The 18,708-nt window shown below is 33.3% G+C and carries 15 protein-coding genes; 5 read left to right on the forward strand and 10 right to left on the reverse strand.

The features are described 5' to 3' along the window. Positions 1-165: 165 nt before the first annotated feature. The 6 genes from A0O34_RS01990 to A0O34_RS02015 all read right to left on the reverse strand — a co-directional run bounded on the left by A0O34_RS01990 (position 166) and on the right by A0O34_RS02015 (position 8,577). Positions 166-1,074, reverse strand: coding sequence for an AEC family transporter (locus A0O34_RS01990; RefSeq protein WP_066750727.1), 909 nt, complete (start codon positions 1,072-1,074; stop codon positions 166-168). 224 nt (positions 1,075-1,298) lie between these two features. Next, entirely contained in the window at positions 1,299-3,779 is a 2,481-nt protein-coding gene (locus tag A0O34_RS01995; RefSeq protein WP_066750730.1) for a beta-mannosidase, read from the reverse strand. Then, on the reverse strand, positions 3,779-4,156 hold the full coding sequence (locus A0O34_RS02000) for a GxxExxY protein (protein ID WP_066750731.1): 378 nt from the start codon (positions 4,154-4,156) through the stop codon (positions 3,779-3,781). Before A0O34_RS02000 ends, A0O34_RS01995 begins: the two co-directional genes overlap by 1 nt. Positions 4,157-4,363: 207 nt before the next feature. Further along, entirely contained in the window at positions 4,364-5,026 is a 663-nt protein-coding gene (locus A0O34_RS02005) for a copper homeostasis protein CutC (RefSeq protein WP_066750734.1), read from the reverse strand. Positions 5,027-5,104: 78 nt separating this feature from the next. Continuing rightward, on the reverse strand, positions 5,105-6,100 hold the full coding sequence (locus A0O34_RS02010) for an isoaspartyl peptidase/L-asparaginase family protein (RefSeq protein WP_066750735.1): 996 nt from the start codon (positions 6,098-6,100) through the stop codon (positions 5,105-5,107). A gap of 221 nt (positions 6,101-6,321) precedes the next feature. Further along, the gene (locus tag A0O34_RS02015; RefSeq protein ID WP_066750737.1) at positions 6,322-8,577 is read right to left on the reverse strand and encodes a glycoside hydrolase family 20 protein; all 2,256 of its coding nucleotides are present in this window, start codon (positions 8,575-8,577) and stop codon (positions 6,322-6,324) included. Positions 8,578-8,682: 105 nt separating this feature from the next. On the opposite strand from A0O34_RS02015, the gene A0O34_RS02020 reads away from it, so the two are divergent. Then, positions 8,683-9,495 carry a DUF4197 domain-containing protein gene (locus A0O34_RS02020; protein WP_066750739.1) on the forward strand — a complete coding sequence of 271 codons (813 nt, stop codon included), beginning with the start codon at positions 8,683-8,685 and terminating at the stop codon, positions 9,493-9,495. Between the two features lie 376 nt (positions 9,496-9,871). Further along, positions 9,872-10,138, forward strand: coding sequence for a hypothetical protein (locus A0O34_RS02025; RefSeq protein ID WP_066750749.1), 267 nt, complete (start codon positions 9,872-9,874; stop codon positions 10,136-10,138). A 65-nt stretch (positions 10,139-10,203) separates the two neighbouring features. Here the strand turns inward: A0O34_RS02025 and A0O34_RS02030 are convergent, their stop codons facing one another. Then, positions 10,204-10,857, reverse strand: a complete 654-nt coding sequence (locus A0O34_RS02030; protein ID WP_066750751.1) for a CoA transferase subunit B — start codon at positions 10,855-10,857, stop codon at positions 10,204-10,206. Between the two features lie 121 nt (positions 10,858-10,978). On the opposite strand from A0O34_RS02030, the gene A0O34_RS02035 reads away from it, so the two are divergent. Next, on the forward strand, positions 10,979-12,784 hold the full coding sequence (locus A0O34_RS02035; protein WP_066750752.1) for an ABC transporter ATP-binding protein: 1,806 nt from the start codon (positions 10,979-10,981) through the stop codon (positions 12,782-12,784). A gap of 63 nt (positions 12,785-12,847) precedes the next feature. On the opposite strand, the gene A0O34_RS02040 is transcribed toward A0O34_RS02035, so the two are convergent. Continuing rightward, the gene (locus A0O34_RS02040) at positions 12,848-13,549 is read right to left on the reverse strand and encodes a CoA transferase subunit A (protein WP_066750754.1); all 702 of its coding nucleotides are present in this window, start codon (positions 13,547-13,549) and stop codon (positions 12,848-12,850) included. 163 nt (positions 13,550-13,712) lie between these two features. Between A0O34_RS02040 and A0O34_RS02045 the strand changes: the two genes are divergently transcribed. Continuing rightward, entirely contained in the window at positions 13,713-14,207 is a 495-nt protein-coding gene (locus A0O34_RS02045; protein ID WP_066750756.1) for a DoxX family protein, read from the forward strand. Between the two features lie 40 nt (positions 14,208-14,247). On the opposite strand, the gene A0O34_RS02050 is transcribed toward A0O34_RS02045, so the two are convergent. Beyond that, positions 14,248-15,009 (reverse strand): response regulator transcription factor, encoded by a 762-nt coding sequence (locus A0O34_RS02050; RefSeq protein WP_066750759.1) that lies wholly within the window; start codon positions 15,007-15,009, stop codon positions 14,248-14,250. Between the two features lie 87 nt (positions 15,010-15,096). Between A0O34_RS02050 and A0O34_RS02055 the strand changes: the two genes are divergently transcribed. Beyond that, on the forward strand, positions 15,097-15,783 hold the full coding sequence (locus tag A0O34_RS02055) for a DUF3667 domain-containing protein (RefSeq protein ID WP_066750762.1): 687 nt from the start codon (positions 15,097-15,099) through the stop codon (positions 15,781-15,783). 110 nt (positions 15,784-15,893) lie between these two features. On the opposite strand, the gene A0O34_RS02060 is transcribed toward A0O34_RS02055, so the two are convergent. Further along, a complete protein-coding gene (locus tag A0O34_RS02060; RefSeq protein ID WP_066750765.1) occupies positions 15,894-18,635 on the reverse strand; it encodes a fibronectin type III domain-containing protein in 2,742 nt (913 codons plus the stop codon). Between the last annotated feature and the right edge of the window lie 73 nt (positions 18,636-18,708).

An 18,708-nucleotide genomic window follows, 5' to 3' on the forward strand; every position in this document is an offset into this window, starting at 1 on the left:
TTTTTTGTTGCGGCCGGAGCGAAGCGGAGGCCGTAACAAAAAAGATACAGTGGAAAGCGGGAAATTGCTCCTGAAAAATAAACAATGAGTAATAGGAAATGAGTAATAGATTCTTCACTACGCTATGCTTCGTTCTGAATGACACAGTTTAAGTTTAATTAAAAATCAGAAAACATATTCAATAATATGATACCAAATTGCTGTTGTAAAAAATCCTACAATTATGCTGAATCCTATCGTTAAATTTGTCAGTTTCGTATTTAATCTGAATTGTTCGGCAATAATACTGGCTGTAACAACTGCCGGCATTGCGGCTTCGAAAATGGTGATTTTTGCAATGTTCCCTTTTATTCCTAACAATAAAGCCAATCCAAGCATGATTGCAGGAGCCAAAATCAATTTATACAGCATCGAAACTGACATTTGGGGAATTAATTTTCTCCAACCATTAAATTTTAACTGTAAGCCAACCGAAAACAGCGCCAACGGACTTACCGTTGCTGCGAGTTTGTCAAAAAGTGGTTCTGCTAACGTGAAATCAATGAACTGAGATAAAACGATAGCCGCAATGCAACCAACAAGCGGCGGAAAAGTGATCAATCTTTTTAAAATAAATTTTGCACTTACTTGTCCCGATTTACTTCCTCCTCTCACTGCTGCAATGATTCCCAGTGTTGAAAGCGAAAAAAACATAGTTTGATCACAGACAATCGCGATACTCAAAAGACTCTCCCCATAAAAAGCCGAGACTAATGGAAATCCTATAAATGAGGTATTGCTGTAACCACTTATCAGCTCCAATGTGCTTCTTGATCGTCCTGAATAGCCTTTGCTTTTGCTGTAAAGCATCATGAAAAAGAAGCAAAAAACTGCCGTCAAAAAAGTGGCTGCAATCGGAAAAAGCATTTCTGTTGTCCAATGAACTTTTGGTAAATATTTGAATGAAACTGCCGGAAGCGCCAGATACAAAATCCAGGTATTGATACCTTTGTGGGCATCTGGATGGATAAATTTTGTTGATTTAAGAATCATTCCTGCCAAAATGCATACTGCGATCAGAACAAAATTTACCATGTGTGAGAAATATTGTACAAATTTACAGTTGATTTTTGAGTTGAGAATGAAAACTGGTATTTTTTACATAGCTTTTGGTGTTTTGACCAAGAAATAATCTAAATAGGTTAAAGTCTTTGACTCCGCTCAGACTGACAATTCTAATACTAGCTTTTTAATTAAACATAAAGATCAGCCATTGTCAGTCTGAGCGGAGTTGAAAACTTTTTCACTTAATGATACTATTAATTCATTGTATCCCAAAGACTTAATACCTCAACTTTTTCCAAAGGTTTTGAAAGGGTAATTCTTTTTGAAGTTTTTGGAAGTAAATCAAAGAAATTGTCACTGAAATGTGTACCTCCTATTAAATAAACATCTTTTGCTAAAATGTCTGTGGAAATATCAATTTCTGTTGGAGAAATTTTCTTGATTTGAATGTTTGGTTTTGATAGCTTTAAATCTTTCGGTTTGGAGAAGAAATAATTGTTTTGAGTGATGATTTTCTGTTTTTCATCTTTTAAAGTTAGTCGTAAAAAGACTTCATTCTTATTGGAATTGGAGAGTAAATTTTTAATTTCAATTGGTTCGAATTTTAAAATTTCTTCTAAAGTTTTTCCATTTGAAACGACTTTTTTATTTAAAATTTCACCATTAAATTTTATAACCTGAATTTCTAGATTTACATTTTCAAATTTATTCAAATTATCATTAATAGCGTAAAAAATTACAGTTTCATCTTTCTCATCCGTTAAAATCACCTGATTTTCAAAGCTTCTTTTGATCTGATAATGCAATGCTTTCCAGTTTCCTAAATAATCGATTGACGACCATGAAACTACCGGCCAACAATCATTTAACTGCCAATATAAAGTTCCCATATTGTAAGGTTTTGCACGGCGGTGAGCTTCAATGGCAATCTGCATTCCGCGGGCTTGAAGTAACTGAGAAACGTAATTATATTTCACAAAATCTGTCGGAACATTATAGTCTCGTTTCATATACGAATTGATAATTTCCCAGCCTCTTGCATGCTTTTCGTGAGCTTTAATTGTCCCGTTTTCCAAGCTTAAATTAGGAACTCCAGAAAACATAGATTTTGTTATTTCTAACGTCGGCATTCCCTGAAAACCGTATTCTGAAGCAAATCTTGGAACTTTTTCGTTGTAAATTTCAAACGGTTGCTCTCCCCACCAAACGCCCCAATAATGGGAATCTCCTTCTGTCAGACTTTCTTTGTGTCCCCAACCAATCGATGGTGAACTTGGCAAATAGATATTTTTATCGGCCGTTAAGTTTTCTTTTAACGTGTTGGGAATTAATTCATGGAAAACATTTTTATAGTCTTTCCAAACCTGCAGAGAATCCTCTTTTGAATATTTGAATTGTTTTTGATAACCCCAATTGACAATCGCTTCATCAATTTCGTTATTTCCGCACCATAGAGCAATCGACGCGTGATTTTGAAGTCGGTTAACCTGATCTTTCACTTCTTCTTTTACATTGTTTAAAAATGCTTCATCAGACGGATAAAAGCTTCCCGCAAACATAAAATCCTGCCATACCAAAATTCCATTTTCGTCGCAGGCTTTGTAGAATTCATCATCTTCGTAAATTCCGCCACCCCAGACACGAATCATATTCATGTTCGCTTCTTTAGAGTCTTTGATGAGCTTTTGATACTTTTCTTTGCTAATTCTTGGCAAAAAACTATCTGATGGAATCCAGTTTGTACCTTTTGCATACATTGGATTTCCATTGACTTTAAAGTAAAAAGATTTTCCTTTTGCATCTTTTTCCTGAATTAGTTCTATGGTTCTTAAGCCAATTCTTTCCGTTTTATTATCTACAATTTTTGAATCTTTTTGTAGAGAAATTTTAATATCATATAAATTCGGATTGCCCCAACCATTCGGCTGCCAAAGTTTTGGATTGTTGATTGTAAAAGGAATCTTAATTATATTTTTTCCTTTTTTTAATTGAAAAATATTTGATTGATTATTAATTAAAATAGAATATTTTCCTTCTTTTTTAGCAACAATTTCGGTTTGAATATTTAATTCTGCTTTTTGTTTTGTTAAATTTTTCTGCTCGATTTTTACATTTTCAAGTTTGGCGTTATTCCAGAAATTCAACTTAACATCTTTCCAGATTCCGGCTGTAACTAATCTCGGCCCCCAATCCCATCCGAATTGATATTGCGCTTTTCTCACAAAACTTCTTGGAGATTCCGGCATTGTAAAAGGGACTTTTTTTGCTAATTCTTTTCCGACATTCACAGCTGATTTGAATTTAATTTGCAATAAATTATTTCCAATCATTAAATTTTGCTTAATCGGAATTTCCCATTTTCTGAACATATTATCCGTTTTCTTCAGCAGTTTTCCGTTCAGATAAATTTCTGAAAACGTATCCAATCCATTAAAAATCAAATCAATATTCTGATTTTCTAATTCTTTTGATGAAATTGTAAATGAAGTCTGATAATCCCAGTCTTCATTTTCTATCCATTGAACTTTCTTTTCATTTTCATCTTTGTAAGGATCAGGAATGATTTTATGAGTCATCAAATCTAAATGAACCGTTCCTGGGACTGTGGCGCTCAGCCACTTTTGTTCCTTTGAGTTTTTGAACTGCCAGTTTTCAGAAGATAAATTTCGTTCTGAAAATTGTGCAAATAGGATATTTTGAATGAAAAGGAAAGCAAAAAGGATCGTTTTGTTCATTACAAGTTATTTACAATTCTATGAATTCCGTCTTTAATAAGAGGAGTATTAAAATTAATAAGAAGTCCAAGTTTTAAATTTGTCAATTTCAAATAGGTTAGCAATTGAGCTTTAAAAACTGAATGCATTTCTAATACAGCTTTTACTTCAATTATAACTTTATTTTCCACAAGCAAATCAATCTTGTAAGCATTTTCAATATTCACTTCTTTATATTGTAAAGGCAGATAAATTTGTTGTTTTATATCGAATCCTAATGTTTTCAATTCATAGGCTAGGGCTAATTCGTATGTACTTTCTAATAAACCTACTCCAAGATTTTTATGTACTTCGATCGCTGATCCTATGATCTTATAGGATAATTCATTTTCTTTCATTTGTGTGTTTTTATATATTTTTTAACGCAAAGTTTTATTCTATTATATTCAACATTTTTAAGTGAGCCAAGATTTAATCAATTAAAATTGATTTGATGAAGCGAATGTTTTATCCATATCGCTTAATCAGCGACTTTGTCGCAATACTTTGCTTCCTTAAAATATTTACACTAACAATAAAAATCTTTGCGTTAAAATTATTAAGAATTATCTATTTTTCAAAGCTACAACCTCATCAGCATTCGCAAAACCACTACCATCAGTAATCGCAGAAGAATGGAAATATTCAGCTTTTGTAATTCCTCTGATTTCTTCAATATTTGTTGAGCGAAGTCCGCCACCGACAAGAATTTCGATTCTCCCGTTGGACAATTCAACTAATTTTTTCAAATTTTCTTTCCCTTCAGAAACATTTGGTTTTTGACCTGAAGTAAGAATTGTTTTAAAACCACAGTCAATTACTTTTTCTAAAGAATTTTCCAGATTTTTTGCCCTGTCAAAAGCACGGTGAAAAGTACACGGAAGAGGATTTGCTAATTCTATTAAAGCTTTATTTTGTTCCATATTAACCTCATCATTTTCATCTAAAATCCCGAAAACAAAACCGTCAACATTTAAAGATTTCATTTGAATCAATTCGGATTTCATTTGTTCAAATTCAGCATCAGAATAGGTAAAATCTCCACCGCGAGGTCGAATCATTACAAAAATCGGAATGTTTATTTTATCTCTAAGTTGTTTTATTATTTCAAAATTTGGTGTTGTTCCACCTTCGCTTAATCCGTCGCACAATTCTATTCTGTCGGCTCCGTTTTCAAAAGCAATGATTGCTGATTCTGGATTGAAGCACGCTATTTCTATTTTTGACATTTAGGGTTTAGGGTTTAGGGTTTAGGGTTTAGGGTTTAGGGTTTAGGGTTTAACAAAATTAATTTCTAATTTCTTAATCTATTTCAAAGCAAATTCAGGTTTTTCCAAGCGATTTCCTTTTTGGTCGTAAACAGCATAATTAAATCCATCCTGAATACAATACGAACCATATTCCCCTTTTTTATTAATGGCAATAAAACCAACCTGAATATCTTTTAAATTCTTATTTCTTCTCTTCGTAATCTGTACAATTCTTTCAACTGCTTCTTTGCAAGCCTGTTGAGGCTTTTTTCCTTGTCGCATTAATTCCACCACAAGATGAGTACCAACCATTCTGATTACTTCTTCACCATGACCTGTTGCCGTTGCTGCACCTACCTCATTATCAACAAATAAACCGGCTCCGATAATTGGTGAATCTCCTACCCTTCCGTGCATCTTGAAAGCCATTCCGCTGGTTGTACAAGCTCCGGAAAGATTTCCTTGCGCATCCAAAGCGATCATTCCAATTGTGTCATGATTTTCAATGTTTACGATGGGTTGGTATTTGCTGTCTTTTAACCATTCTTTCCATTCTTTTTCGGATTCTGGGGTTAAAATATTTTCTTTTTTAAAACCTTGGGAAACTGCAAATTGCAAAGCACCATCGCCTACTAACATTACGTGTGGTGTTTTTTCCATCACAGCTCTGGCAACTGAAATTGGGTTTTTAATATTTTCAATACATGCAACCGAGCCGATATTATAATTTTCATCCATAATACAGGCATCCAGCGTTACTCTTCCGTCTCTGTCGGGACGACCGCCGTAACCAACACTTCTTTCAGTCGGGTCATTTTCAACCAAGCGAACGCCTTTTTCCACTGCATCCAAAGCTCGTCCGCCTTTGCCTAAAATCGTCCAAGCTTCTTCATTGGCTTTTAACCCAAAGTTCCAGGTTGAAAGTACGATCGGTTTATTTACAATTTTATTACTTGTTTCAGGTAAATCTTTAGCGATTAAATCCAATGGATTCAACAATAAAGCTGAAGATGCCAAGGCTGTATTTTTTAGAAATTTTCTTCTAGAGTTCATAGTTTTTTTATAATATTTGGTTGCAGGTTTTTAAAAAATTATTTAATTTTTCAACCACAAAAGTTACAAAAGATTAACACTTTAGTTATTTTAAGTTGCTCATTAAACTACAAATAAGAACACATAAGTCAAAAATCTTTGATTTTTCCTTTTAGAGACTTTTGCTTTCTCAAAATTAAATTTTAATAAACCACTAATATCTTTTGTGGTTAAAAAATATATTAATTTGCTCCGATTTCATCAACAAAAAGCCATGCTTTTGAGTCCGCTCCAGCGTTTCCGGCTGGGATAATTCCTGCGTTTTCTATTTTAATTTTAATATATTTTGAGTTTTGATTTCCTACATTTAATTTAATCTTTCCTTTTGCATTCTGGATTTCGTCTTTTCCGATTTCTTTAATCATTTTGAAATTTTTATTATCATCAGAAACGAAAATCTGTGCTGATTTTGCCATGTGAATCCAGCTTCCCTTATTTTCTAATGTATTAAAATAGATTTCTGAAAATTGAGTTTTATTTCCTAAATCAATCGTTGCTACAACATCTTTTCCTTGGAAACCCAGCCATGTTTTTCCTAACTGTCTTTGATTTCCAATAATTCCATCAATTAAAGTAAAGGCTCCACCAAAAGAATAATTTTCGCTAGGTTGCTGTTCTAACGTAATATTTTTTCCTGTAGTCTTTGAAGTTGTAAATTGTTGAGAAGAAATTGCACTTTTCAATTGTCCGTTTTCAAAATAAGCCGATTTAATGGTCATTGATTTTGAAACAGGAATCGGATTTTGATATGCCTGAGAATTTGCAGTCGGATCCGTTCCGTCTAAAGTATATCGGATTCCGCTTGGGTTTTGTGAAGTTGAAAGTTCATAAGAGACTCCATTATTATTCGGAATTACTTTTCCTGAAACGTTGTAAATGCTTTTTGCATAATTCACGTTCATTTTATCCAACACTTTGAACTCGTTGATCACTCTTCCTTCAAATTCTTTATAATTTTTAGGATCAGACGTTCCCCAACCAACTTCCGAAAGTGCCATTAATCTTGGGAAAATCATGTATTGAACCTGTTTAAAATCTTCAATATATTCTGTCCATAAATTCGCCTGAACTCCTAAAATATATTTTGCTTGTTCAGCATTTAATTCTGTCGGAATCGGGTTATAAGAATAGACTTTATCCAAAGGTGTAAATCCACCAAAAGCGTTGGGCTCAGATTGCGGATCTCCCTGATAATGATCAAAATAACAAAAAGACCCGGGAGTCATTACGGCAAAATGTTTTGATTTTGCAGCTTCAATTCCACCATTTACGCCTGTCCAACTCATTACGGCAGCGTTTGGCGCTAATCCACCTTCTAAAATCTCGTCCCAGCCGATAATCTTTCTGCCTTTTTTGTTGACATATTTTTCAATTCTGTGGATAAAATAACTTTGTAAACCGTGTTCATCCTTCAAATTATTTTTCTTGATTAATTCCTGACAATGAGCACATTCCTTCCATCTTGTTTTCGGGCATTCATCACCACCGATGTGAATATATTGTGACGGAAAAAGGGCAATAACTTCATCTAAAACATTCTCTAAAAACTTGAAAGTTTCATCTTTCGGACAAAAAACATCATCAAAAACCCCCCATTTTGTTGCGGGCTCAAAAGGTCTTTTGGTACAAGCCAATTCAGGATACGCAGCCAATGCAGCCAACGCATGACCGGGCATTTCAATTTCAGGAACTACTGTGATGTGTCGATCCATAGCATATTTCACAACATCTTTTATTTGATCTTGAGTATAAAAATAAGGCCCGTAAGGTTTTCCGTCGAAAGTATTATCAACGTAAGCTCCGATCATTGATTCTTTACGTTTCGAACCTATTTGTGTTAATTTCGGATATTTTTTAATTTCTATTCTCCAACCCTGATCGTCCGTTAAATGCCAATGAAATGTATTCAATTTATACATCGCTAAATAATCGATGTACTGCTTCACTTCCTCAACGGTGAAAAAATGACGGCAAACATCCAAATGCATTCCGCGCCATGCAAATTTGGGTTGATCTTCAATTTTTAAGGCTGGAATTTGTTTATCTGTTTTATGATCTTCAAATAATTGAATCAATGTTTGAAGCTCTAAAAAATATCCCTGTTTTGTATAAGATTTAATTAAAATCTGTTTTGAACTGATTTCTAGCAAGTAAAACTCATCATTTTGTTGAAGATTAGTCGATTTTGGTAACTGAGAATATACCAAATCAGCCTCTGATTTGCCTGAATTTTGAAATTTAAGATTTGATCCTAACTTCTTTTTTAAATATTCTGTTTCCTCTTTCGGTAAATCACTATTTAACATAATAATGTCCGGAATAGTAAAATTTCCCTCATTTATTTGAACTTTTTGAGGGTATGGAATTAAATTCAGTTTTTTTTGAGAAAAAATTGTAGTTGAAACTAATATAAAAAACACTAAAAGAGCTCGTATCATTGGATTTGATTAAGGTTTTAGCTAATATAATTATTTTCTGAAAACTTCAACAACCTTTTTAACTTATTAAAAAATAAATCATCTAATTTTGCAGAAAAATATACAATGAGAAAAACAATTTTATTAGCCGGCGTACTGCTATTTTCAGTTTCTGCACAGGCGCAAATTTTAGATATTATAAAATCTACAGTAAAAGATAAAACAGGTGTTGACCTTAATAATCCTGTAAAAACAAACACGACAACCTCGACTACGACGACAACTCCTACAAAATCTACTTCTACATCTCCTATCAATTTAGGTAGCCTAACTTCTACTCAAATTTCATCGGGATTAAAGGAAGCTTTAAACCTTGGGGTAACTGAAGGAGTGAAAAAATTAGCTGTAACAGACGGATTTTTCAAAAATGAAGCCGTAAAAATTTTAATGCCTGAAAAACTTAGAAAAATTGACACTACACTTCGCGCCATCGGATTGGGAAGTTTAGCTGATCAAGGGGTGAAATTGTTGAACAGAGCTGCCGAAGATGCCGTGACAGAAGCCACACCTATTTTCGCCAATGCAATTACATCGATGACGATTACGGATGCAAAAAATATTTTATTAGGATCTAATAACGCTGCAACAACTTATTTGCAGGGAAAAACTCAAAGTCAATTGTTTACTGCTTTTCAGCCGAAAGTAAAAGCTTCGTTAGGAAAAGTGGGCGCTGATTCGGTTTGGAAAAGTATCATTACAAAGTACAATACCTTCACCGGACAAGCTGTAACAACGGATATTAATGAATATGTTACCACGGAAACTATCAACGGAGTTTTTAAAATGGTAGCACAAAAAGAAAGCGGAATCAGAGATACACCTGCTATGAGAACAACTTCTATTTTACAGAAGGTTTTTGGAGCGCAGGACGGTAAATAAACCTCTTTCTCTATATTTAATAAATCTTATACATATTAACTCTGCTCATATTGGCAGAGTTTTTTTGTTTCTTTTCTTTAGAAATTTATTTCCTAAAAGATACCACAATACGTATTTAATAACTCTAAAAATGACCTTTTTTTAAAGTGTTTAATAAACTTTAACTTAAAAATAAATCACTTAATATTGAATATTTTTCAAATATTAAGTGAAATTGATAGATTACTTTTATTATTTAGTGTTAATTTATTTATTTTTTATTGAATAAAACACATTATCATTTATAAGTTAACAATCAGTAAATCAATAATAAAAACTGGTAATTATATGGGGTTTCTTTTTGTTTTATTTTTTAATTTTGCAGAAACTAATCATTATGACATTCAATGAAGCTTTAAGGAGTAAGAAAAAATTCATTACCAGTTCTAGCAATTTTATGCAAACTATTTATCATTGTTTAATAATTCCTACTATAGAAGAAGAGGCTACAAAATATATTACCGATTTTAAAAATTCACCATCATCGTTTATAGATGAAAGCTGTAAACTTTACAGTTCAAATGCAGATTTTAAATTATGGATAATTCCAATAAAGGATTTTAAGCATAGCCATGAGAAGGTAATGGTAAAAATATCAGAATAATTTATTCACCTTCATTATAATATAGAGCTAAAAAAACCTTGTCAGTGACAAGGTTTTCGTTTTATTTAGAATTGCATTTCAGGAATTTCACCTTCAATGATCAGATCTGCTTCTGTAGATTTTATAATATGTTCTACTGAGATTCCCGGCGCTCTTTCCACCAATTTGAAACCTCCAGGGGTAACGTCTAAAACAGCTAATTCTGTTACTACCCTTTTCACACAGTTTACACCGGTTAATGGAAGTGTACATTTTTTTAAGATTTTGCTTTCTCCAGCTTTATTTACGTGCATCATCGCAACGATAATATTTTCTGCAGAAGCTACCAAATCCATGGCACCGCCCATCCCTTTTACCATTTTTCCCGGGATTTTCCAGTTGGCAATGTCTCCATTTTCTGAAACTTCCATTGCTCCAAGAATAGTAAGATCTACCTTCTGACCTCTGATCATCCCGAAACTGAATGCAGAGTCGAAGAATGAACCACCTTCTAAAATCGTGATCGTTTGTTTTCCGGCGTTGATGACATCTGCATCTTCCTCGCCTTCAAAAGGGAAAGGTCCCATTCCCAACACTCCGTTTTCACTTTGAAATTCTACGGAAATACCGTCTGGAACGTAGTTAGCGACCAAAGTGGGAATTCCTATTCCAAGGTTTACGTAGTAACGGTCTTTGAGTTCTTTTGAAATTCTTTTAGCAATTTGTTCTTTTGTGAGCATATTAAAAACTTAGACTGCAATTTAAATATTTTCACTTGAATACAAAAGGGCTTTATTATTCAAAATTATTAACATCGTAAGTCAAAATAATATCTTTAATTTTGCAACATTATTTAGACTAATGAAAATACTTTTAAAATATCTTAAGCCTTACAAATGGTTGATTGCCTTTTCTTTATTTTTGGCAACCATTAATCAGGTTTTCTCTTTATTTGCTCCGGCCATTACAGGTAATATCCTTGATAAACTAGTTACGCATCCTAACTTTTTTGATAAAGAAAAACTTCTACCGAGAAATATGGATCAATATCTATATGGAGAAGGAATTTATCACGGTGTATTCTACTTCTTAACGTTACTTATCGGAACAGCGATGGTAAGCCGAATTGCGAAAGCTTTTCAGGATTATGCGGTAAGTGTGATTACTCAAAAGTTTGGTGCGAAAATCTTTACAGATGGTTTAAAACATTCAATGGCGTTGCCTTATCAGGAATTTGAGGATCAGAGAAGTGGTGAAACACTATCGATTTTAACGAAAGTAAGAGAAGATACTGTGAAATTTATCACTAGCTTTATTAATATTTTCTTCGGGATTTTGGTGAGTATTATTTTCGTTTCAGTGTATGCAATTCGTCTGCACTGGTCGATTATGCCTGTTTATATTTGCGGAATTTTTCTGATTGCATTTATCACTAATTTATTAAGTAAAAGAATAAAAAGTATTCAGAAAAATATTGTTTCGGAAACTACAGCTTTAGCAGGAAGTACAACGGAAAGTTTAAGAAATATCGAAATTGTTAAAAGTTTAGGATTAACGAATCAGGAAGTTATCCGTTTGAATAACAATACGTACAAGATTCTTGGACTTGAACTTAGAAAGGTTAAAAGCATCCGTTCTTTAAGTTTTATTCAGGGAACGATGGTGAATTTTCTTCAACAGTTGATTACCATGACTTTGTTATTATTAATTTTTAAAAATATCGTTACTCCAGGACAATACTTGTCTCTTATGTTTTATGGATTCTTCATTTTTGGCCCGATGCAGGAAATCGGGAATATCATTATTTCTTATCGTGAGGCCGAAGCTTCTCTATTTAATTTTGATAATTTAATGAAAAAAGATGTGGAAGAAAAACCACTTCATCCAAAACAAATTGGTGCTATTGAAGAATTGGAGTTTAAACACGTTTCTTTCAAGCATCAATCAGCTCAATATAAAGCGTTAAATAATATCTCTTTTGATGTTAAAAACGGAGAAACCATCGCTTTTGTTGGGCCAAGTGGTTCAGGAAAAAGTACGTTGGTCAAATTACTGGTTGGATTGTACAGACCTCAGGAAGGAAATATTTTTTACAATTCTATTAATGGAAAAGAATTTGATTTTGATGAACTGAGAAATCAAATCGGTTTTGTAACCCAAGATACCCAACTTTTTGCAGGAACGATCAAAGAAAATCTTCTTTTTGTAAATCCCAATGCTACAGAAGTCGACTTGGAAATTGCTTTACAAAAATCAAGCTGTACTGCATTACTGGAAAGAGCAGAAAAAGGTATTATGACCGTTATCGGCGAAGGCGGACTGAAATTAAGTGGCGGTGAAAAACAAAGAATTGCCATCGCAAGAGCGCTTTTAAGAAAGCCACATTTATTGATTTTTGATGAAGCAACTTCAGCGCTGGACAGTATTACTGAAGAAGAAATAACTTCTACCATAAAAGATATTTCTAAAGAAAAAGAACAAATTACCGTTCTTATTGCGCACCGATTAAGTACGATTATGCATGCAGATAGAATTTATGTCCTTGAACGCGGACAAATCATAGAAATGGGCTCTCATGATAATTTGATTGCCGAAAAAGGATTATACTACGCCATGTGGAGACAACAAATCGGAGAAAGAAAAATGCTTATTTCACCAGAATCATAACATAATCAAAGCGCTGAATTATTTCAGCGCTTTTGTTTTTATCTTAAATATTTTTTGAGAAAGTTATTCTTTCGTTCTTACTGTTCTCTGCTCAATTCTTTTTTCAAATTTTTCTCCCTGAAAAATTCTTTGAATCATAATTCCCGGAATATGAATTTGGTTTGGATCTAATTCTCCCGGTTCTACCAACTCTTCTACTTCAGCAATCGTAATTTTTGCAGCACCAGCCATTGGATGGTTGAAATTTCTTGCAGATCCTTTGAAAATAAGGTTTCCAGCATGATCGCCTTTCCAAGCTTTAACGATAGAAAAATCTGCTTCGTAAGCGTGTTCTAAAATATGAGGTTTTCCGTGAAAATCTTTTACTTCTTTCCCTTCTGCAACTTCAGTTCCGAAACCAGCAGGGGTATAAAAAGCAGGAATTCCAGCCTGAGCCGCTCTGCATTTTTCAGCAAGAGTTCCCTGTGGAGTTAATTCAACGTCTAATTCTCCTGAAAGCATCTGTCTTTCAAACTCAGCATTTTCCCCTACATAAGAAGAAATCATCTTCTTGATTTGTCTTTTATGAAGCAATAATCCCAATCCGAAATCATCAACACCTGCATTATTTGAAATACATGTTAAATCCTTTACATCGCTTTCTACCAAAGCATTAATTGAGTTTTCAGGAATTCCGCAAAGTCCAAAACCGCCCAACATTAAAGTCATTCCATCCTTAATTCCGTCGATGGCTTCCTTTGCATTTTTTACTCTTTTATCTATCATGAAATATTAGATTTTTCTGTTGGCTAAATTTAATAATTTTTCTCATAACTACAGTATCAAGGAATTTATTTGAATTTTTATCTAAGTTTTTATACATTTGGCAATCATACATTATGTTAAATCCCTCTACAACATAAAATTTTTAATTAATAATAAATACAAAATGGAAAAAGAAAATCTAGTTAAAGTCGGCGACGTATTTTATGTAATCTGCAGAATAAGCATCGGTTTATTTTTCTTTATTACAGGTTTCAATAAGTTATTTCATCCTGTTTTTCAAGGATATATGTTGAAAACTATTACAAGTCTGGGCTTTTCAAACCCTCAGTTTATGGCCAATTTTGTTGCCTTTAATGAAATGTTCTGGGGATTATTGTTGCTTTTGGGACTGCTGACAAGATTGAGTTCGTTTGCTTTAATAGTTGTGATGCTTGTTGCACTTTTTACGAAAGATATTCATTCTATTCCGACAGAATTAATTCCAATTGATCCTAAAGTCGGGAATCATCCGATGGATGATTTTACGTGGCTGACTTATTTCTTTTATCTTCCGCAGGTTTTATATATTATGATTCTAGGATTATTTTCATTGTATGGTTACAAAGCTTTTGGTATTGATAGATTTATTAAACGAAAAAAAACAGATCCTTATATATAACAGAAAAGCAGGAATTAATTTTCCTGCTTTTATTGTTAAGTTAAATAATCTTATTATCTATTGCAAAAGAAAGAGCCTCTGTAAAATTTTTAACTCCAAAAGCATCAAAAATCTTTCTTCTGTAATATTTTACGGTATCTGATGAAACAAATACTCTTTCGGCAATCTGATTGATGGTTAATCCCTGAGCGTATAATCGGAGTATTTCTAATTCTTTTTCTTTAAGTTTTGATTTATTTTCGGTAATCCAAACTTTTTCTAACAGATCTAATTTCCAAAATACATCAGAACCTTGTTTATGTATGGCTACATTTCCCGCGTTTTTATTATGTGAAATAGACACGATACATAATGATTTCCAGACAGATCCATTTTCACTAAGAAAAAGAGGCGTTAATTTATGGTTAATAAGAATCGGTTTATCATATTTACCTTTCAAATGAAAATCATAGGAAATACTGTATAATTTTCGTTCATCGTTTTTAGGTAATTGATCATAAAAATCAAATCCAAGATCATTAATCAGGCTCAACAATTCCAGGTCTTCTTTGGGTACATTTTTAAAATAAAATTCATACCCCATTTCAAGAACTTCTCCGGAAGAATATCCTGATAAAAACAATGGATTATCCGAGACATATTCAAATTTCATGGTTTCGTAATCAATAACATAAACACTTTGATACGTTATTTTAGCAAAAGATTTTACGACTTCCAGATAATTACCAAACTGAAGTTGATCCTCGTTAGATATTGCATTTATTTTATTTCGATTGAATAATGAGTGCTTTTCATTTTCCATCTGATAAAAATACCAAAAAACTAAACAAAAGTGTAAAGTGTTTTTAAAATCAATTATCTTTTTTTGTATTTAAAATTTAAACTAGCCATGAGTGAAGAATTTTGTACCAATTGTAAGCAAAACCTAAAACCCAAAAGAATCGACGGGCACTACATCCTCCACGAAATTGAACACGTCTTACATTTTGATAGAGGTATTTTATACACCGTACGGGAATTATTAATAAGACCCGGAGAAAATATTAAAAATTTCATCAATGAAAACCGAAGCAGACTTGTAAAGCCTATCATATTTATTATTGTTACATCCCTAATTTACACGCTCATCAATCATTTTTTTCATATCGAACAAAGCTATATAAAAATTGATGGAGCAAAAGATACGCAGTTCAATGCCATTAATAATTGGGTTCAAAGTCATTATGGATATTCCAATATCATAATGGGAGGATTTATTGCTTTTTGGTTAAAAATATTTTTCAAAAAATATGATTATAATTTCTTTGAAATATTAATCCTCCTCTGTTTTATTCTTGGAATGGAAATGCTGATGTTTTCTGTTTTTGCCATTTTTGAAGGGGTAACAAAATATCATCTCATGCAAATTGCCGCAGTGATCGTGTTTGCCTATTTTTCTTGGGCAGTTGGGCAATTTTTCGATAAAAACAGAGTAGCCAGTTATTTTAAAGCCCTTGTTTCCTATATATTGGGAATGCTCACATTTGGTATTTCGATAATGATTTTGGGGATTTTACTCAACATAATCGCAAAATAATAAACCTAATCAACACCATAAATGTAATGCCTATTTACTTTCAATTTTTAGTAAATAGAAAAAGCGAGAAAATTATTTCTCGCTTTTGTTGTACTATTTGATTTGAAATTTTACTGAATAATTAATTTTAAAGTGAATAATTTTCTTGTGTGAACTTTCACAAAATACACTCCTTTTGGAAGGTTTTCATTCACCAAAGAAAATCTTTGATTGTTGATATTTTTAGATTCATACAATAGATCTCCATTGGCAGAAAGTAATTCAATTTTATCAATTGGATAATCACTTTTTATGAATGTAGGCTGACCAGGTTTTGTAGGATTTGGATACAGAACTACGTTTTTAGTTGTATTGTTATGAACTTCATCCATACCTAACGTTGGCCCCGAAACCTGAAACTGCACTCTGTTTGAAACTTCCGTATAAGAATCATTGGTAAACATTACCATATAATAATTCCCCGGTGTCGCAGGAATTGCTGTTCCCTGAATTGTTTTTGTTCCTTGCGTAACCCCATCAAAATAGGTATAAGAAACAAAATTATCATCCGGAGTCTGGATATTTTGAGGATAAATTCCCAACCAATCCTTGATAATTCCCGGAGAATCCGTCCACGAAGCAGTGATGCTTTCACCTAAAGTATAAACCGGTTTGTTCGTCCAAAGTTCGGTAACAATGTCTCCCACTTTAAAGAAAACTTTCTCACCAATTGTTGTATATGCATCTTCAAGCAAATAGGTAGCGTAATAATATCCTTTCGGAAGTCCTGTGAAATTAAGCGCTCCTGAAGCTGTTGTTACATAATCCCATTTGATTGAAGTATTCGTTCCGGGAGTTTGTCCCATTTTGTAAATTCCGATCCAGTCTTTTACTAAATTTGGACCGTTGCTGAAATTAATTGTTACTGTTCCGCCCACAGGATAAGTATCTGCAGAAGCCTGTAATACAACTTTTGGCCCTACGTAGAAATTTTTTCTTGGCGTAATTTCCGTGTAACCATTATTAGCGAAAAATCCAGCGTAATATTGACCTTTATTAGGCAAACCATTCGTGAAAAGAGCTGTTCCGGCAGTTTGTCCATTAGTATAGATAAAACCTTGAGACGTTACTCCTGCAGGGCTTTGACCTTTTTTATAGATACCAACCCAATCCTGCTGATTTCCGGGGCCTCCTGTGTAAGTGGCTGTGATAGGTGAGTTTTGAGTGTATTCAGTTTTATCTAAAACAAATGTTGGATTAGAAACTACACTTCCAATAACTTCAAATTGTTTCACATCACTCCAATCGCTCCATTCTAAGTTTCTGTCTCTGTAACGGGTTTTTACATAGTAAGTTCCGTTTGAGATAGAATTGGTTCCAATGGTAGCTTTGGTGATATCTACTCCAGCATTTAAGTTTTTAGTTTTATCAGGCGTTCCGTTTCCGTCTTTCCCGAACCAGTTTTCAAAATCTCTGTAGAATTCTTTTTCAATAACAGAAAAATCAGCTGCTTTACTTATTAAAAACTGAGTTGTATTTAATAATTCGTTGTTTGATGATGAAAAAGTACTTCCATTTAACGTTAATGGCAAAGTTATCGGTGCTGAAAAAGTATTCGTAATTGATGGTTTTGCAGGTTTTGGCTGATTTTTATACCTGTGGAATGTATCAATTAATTCATTATTCTTTTTATTGTAAACTCCACCGATTGAGTAACATTCAACATCAACTTTTCCGTTGGCAACATCAACTTCAACGATTTGATACGTCCAGTCTGTCAATGTTTTCTGAACATCATCAAAATCCTGCTCAGTAGACATTCCCCAATATTGATCCCAAGCCACTCCACCAGAAATAAGCTGATAATTTGGAGAATCTTTTAACTGTCCCCTGTGATATAAGTGGTGGTGAGCTCCAACATGCATCAAATATTTATTAGATGTTGTTAAAAGTGGAACTGCATTATTTCTAACCCAAGTTGAAATATCACCTACATATTGCTCAGCCTGATAAGGTCTGTGACTTAATGAGATAATCCAATCTACTGTCGGATCATTGTTTGCTTCATTTAAAATCTGTTGAAGCCAAGTTTGTTGAGCTGAACCTGTATGTTCTGAACTTAAACTGATAAATAAAACATTTCCAGCTTGTTGAGCATAATAATTCTCATTTCCTGAGCTGATATTTTTATATTTAATTTCATCAATATAGAAATGAGCGTAATAAGAATTCATTCCCATCGTTCCGTAAGTCTCGTGGTTTCCAACTGTAGTTTGGATCGGAAGATAAGGCGACAAATTGATATTTTTCTTAAAATGTACATTTTCATAATGATCCAATGTTCCCACATCTACCTGATCTCCAACCATAAAAGTCAAAGCCACATTATCAGAAGGATCTGAAGTTGGCCCAAATTTTTGTTTTAATTTCTTAAAGGCATTTAAAGTTAAGGTATCATATCTAGGCTCAGCTTTGATCTGGTTGTCTCCCATAATTAGGAAACGAATTTTCCCATTCGCTGTTACAGGTTGTCCCGGCAAAGGCAGTGTTCTGAAGTTGTAAACCGCGGATTCGCTGGTTCCTGTTTTTATTTTGTAATAATATTTGGTATTCGGCAGTAAGTTTGTGATTTTCGCCGTGTGATAATAATAGTTGTTATTATATCCTGTGTCTGAAAAAATGTTGGTTGTTCCTGTAACGGTAACATTCAAACTTGTAGGAGAATTTCCGTAAATAACGGTTGTTTCATTATTAGAAGAGGTCTTCCAATTAACGATCATAGAATTTGGTGTTGGGTTTTGTAAATATGGATACAAAGCCTGCCCAAATGTCATCTGGACGACAAAAAAGAAAAAAAATAAGTAGTGTTTCATAATAAGTAGTGTATAGAGTTTTAAATTGTGTGTCAATGATTTGAGGAAAAGGTTACTGCCCTTTTTAGTTCGG

Origin of the sequence: Chryseobacterium glaciei (assembly GCF_001648155.1) — a bacterium.
Classification (GTDB): domain Bacteria; phylum Bacteroidota; class Bacteroidia; order Flavobacteriales; family Weeksellaceae; genus Chryseobacterium; species Chryseobacterium glaciei.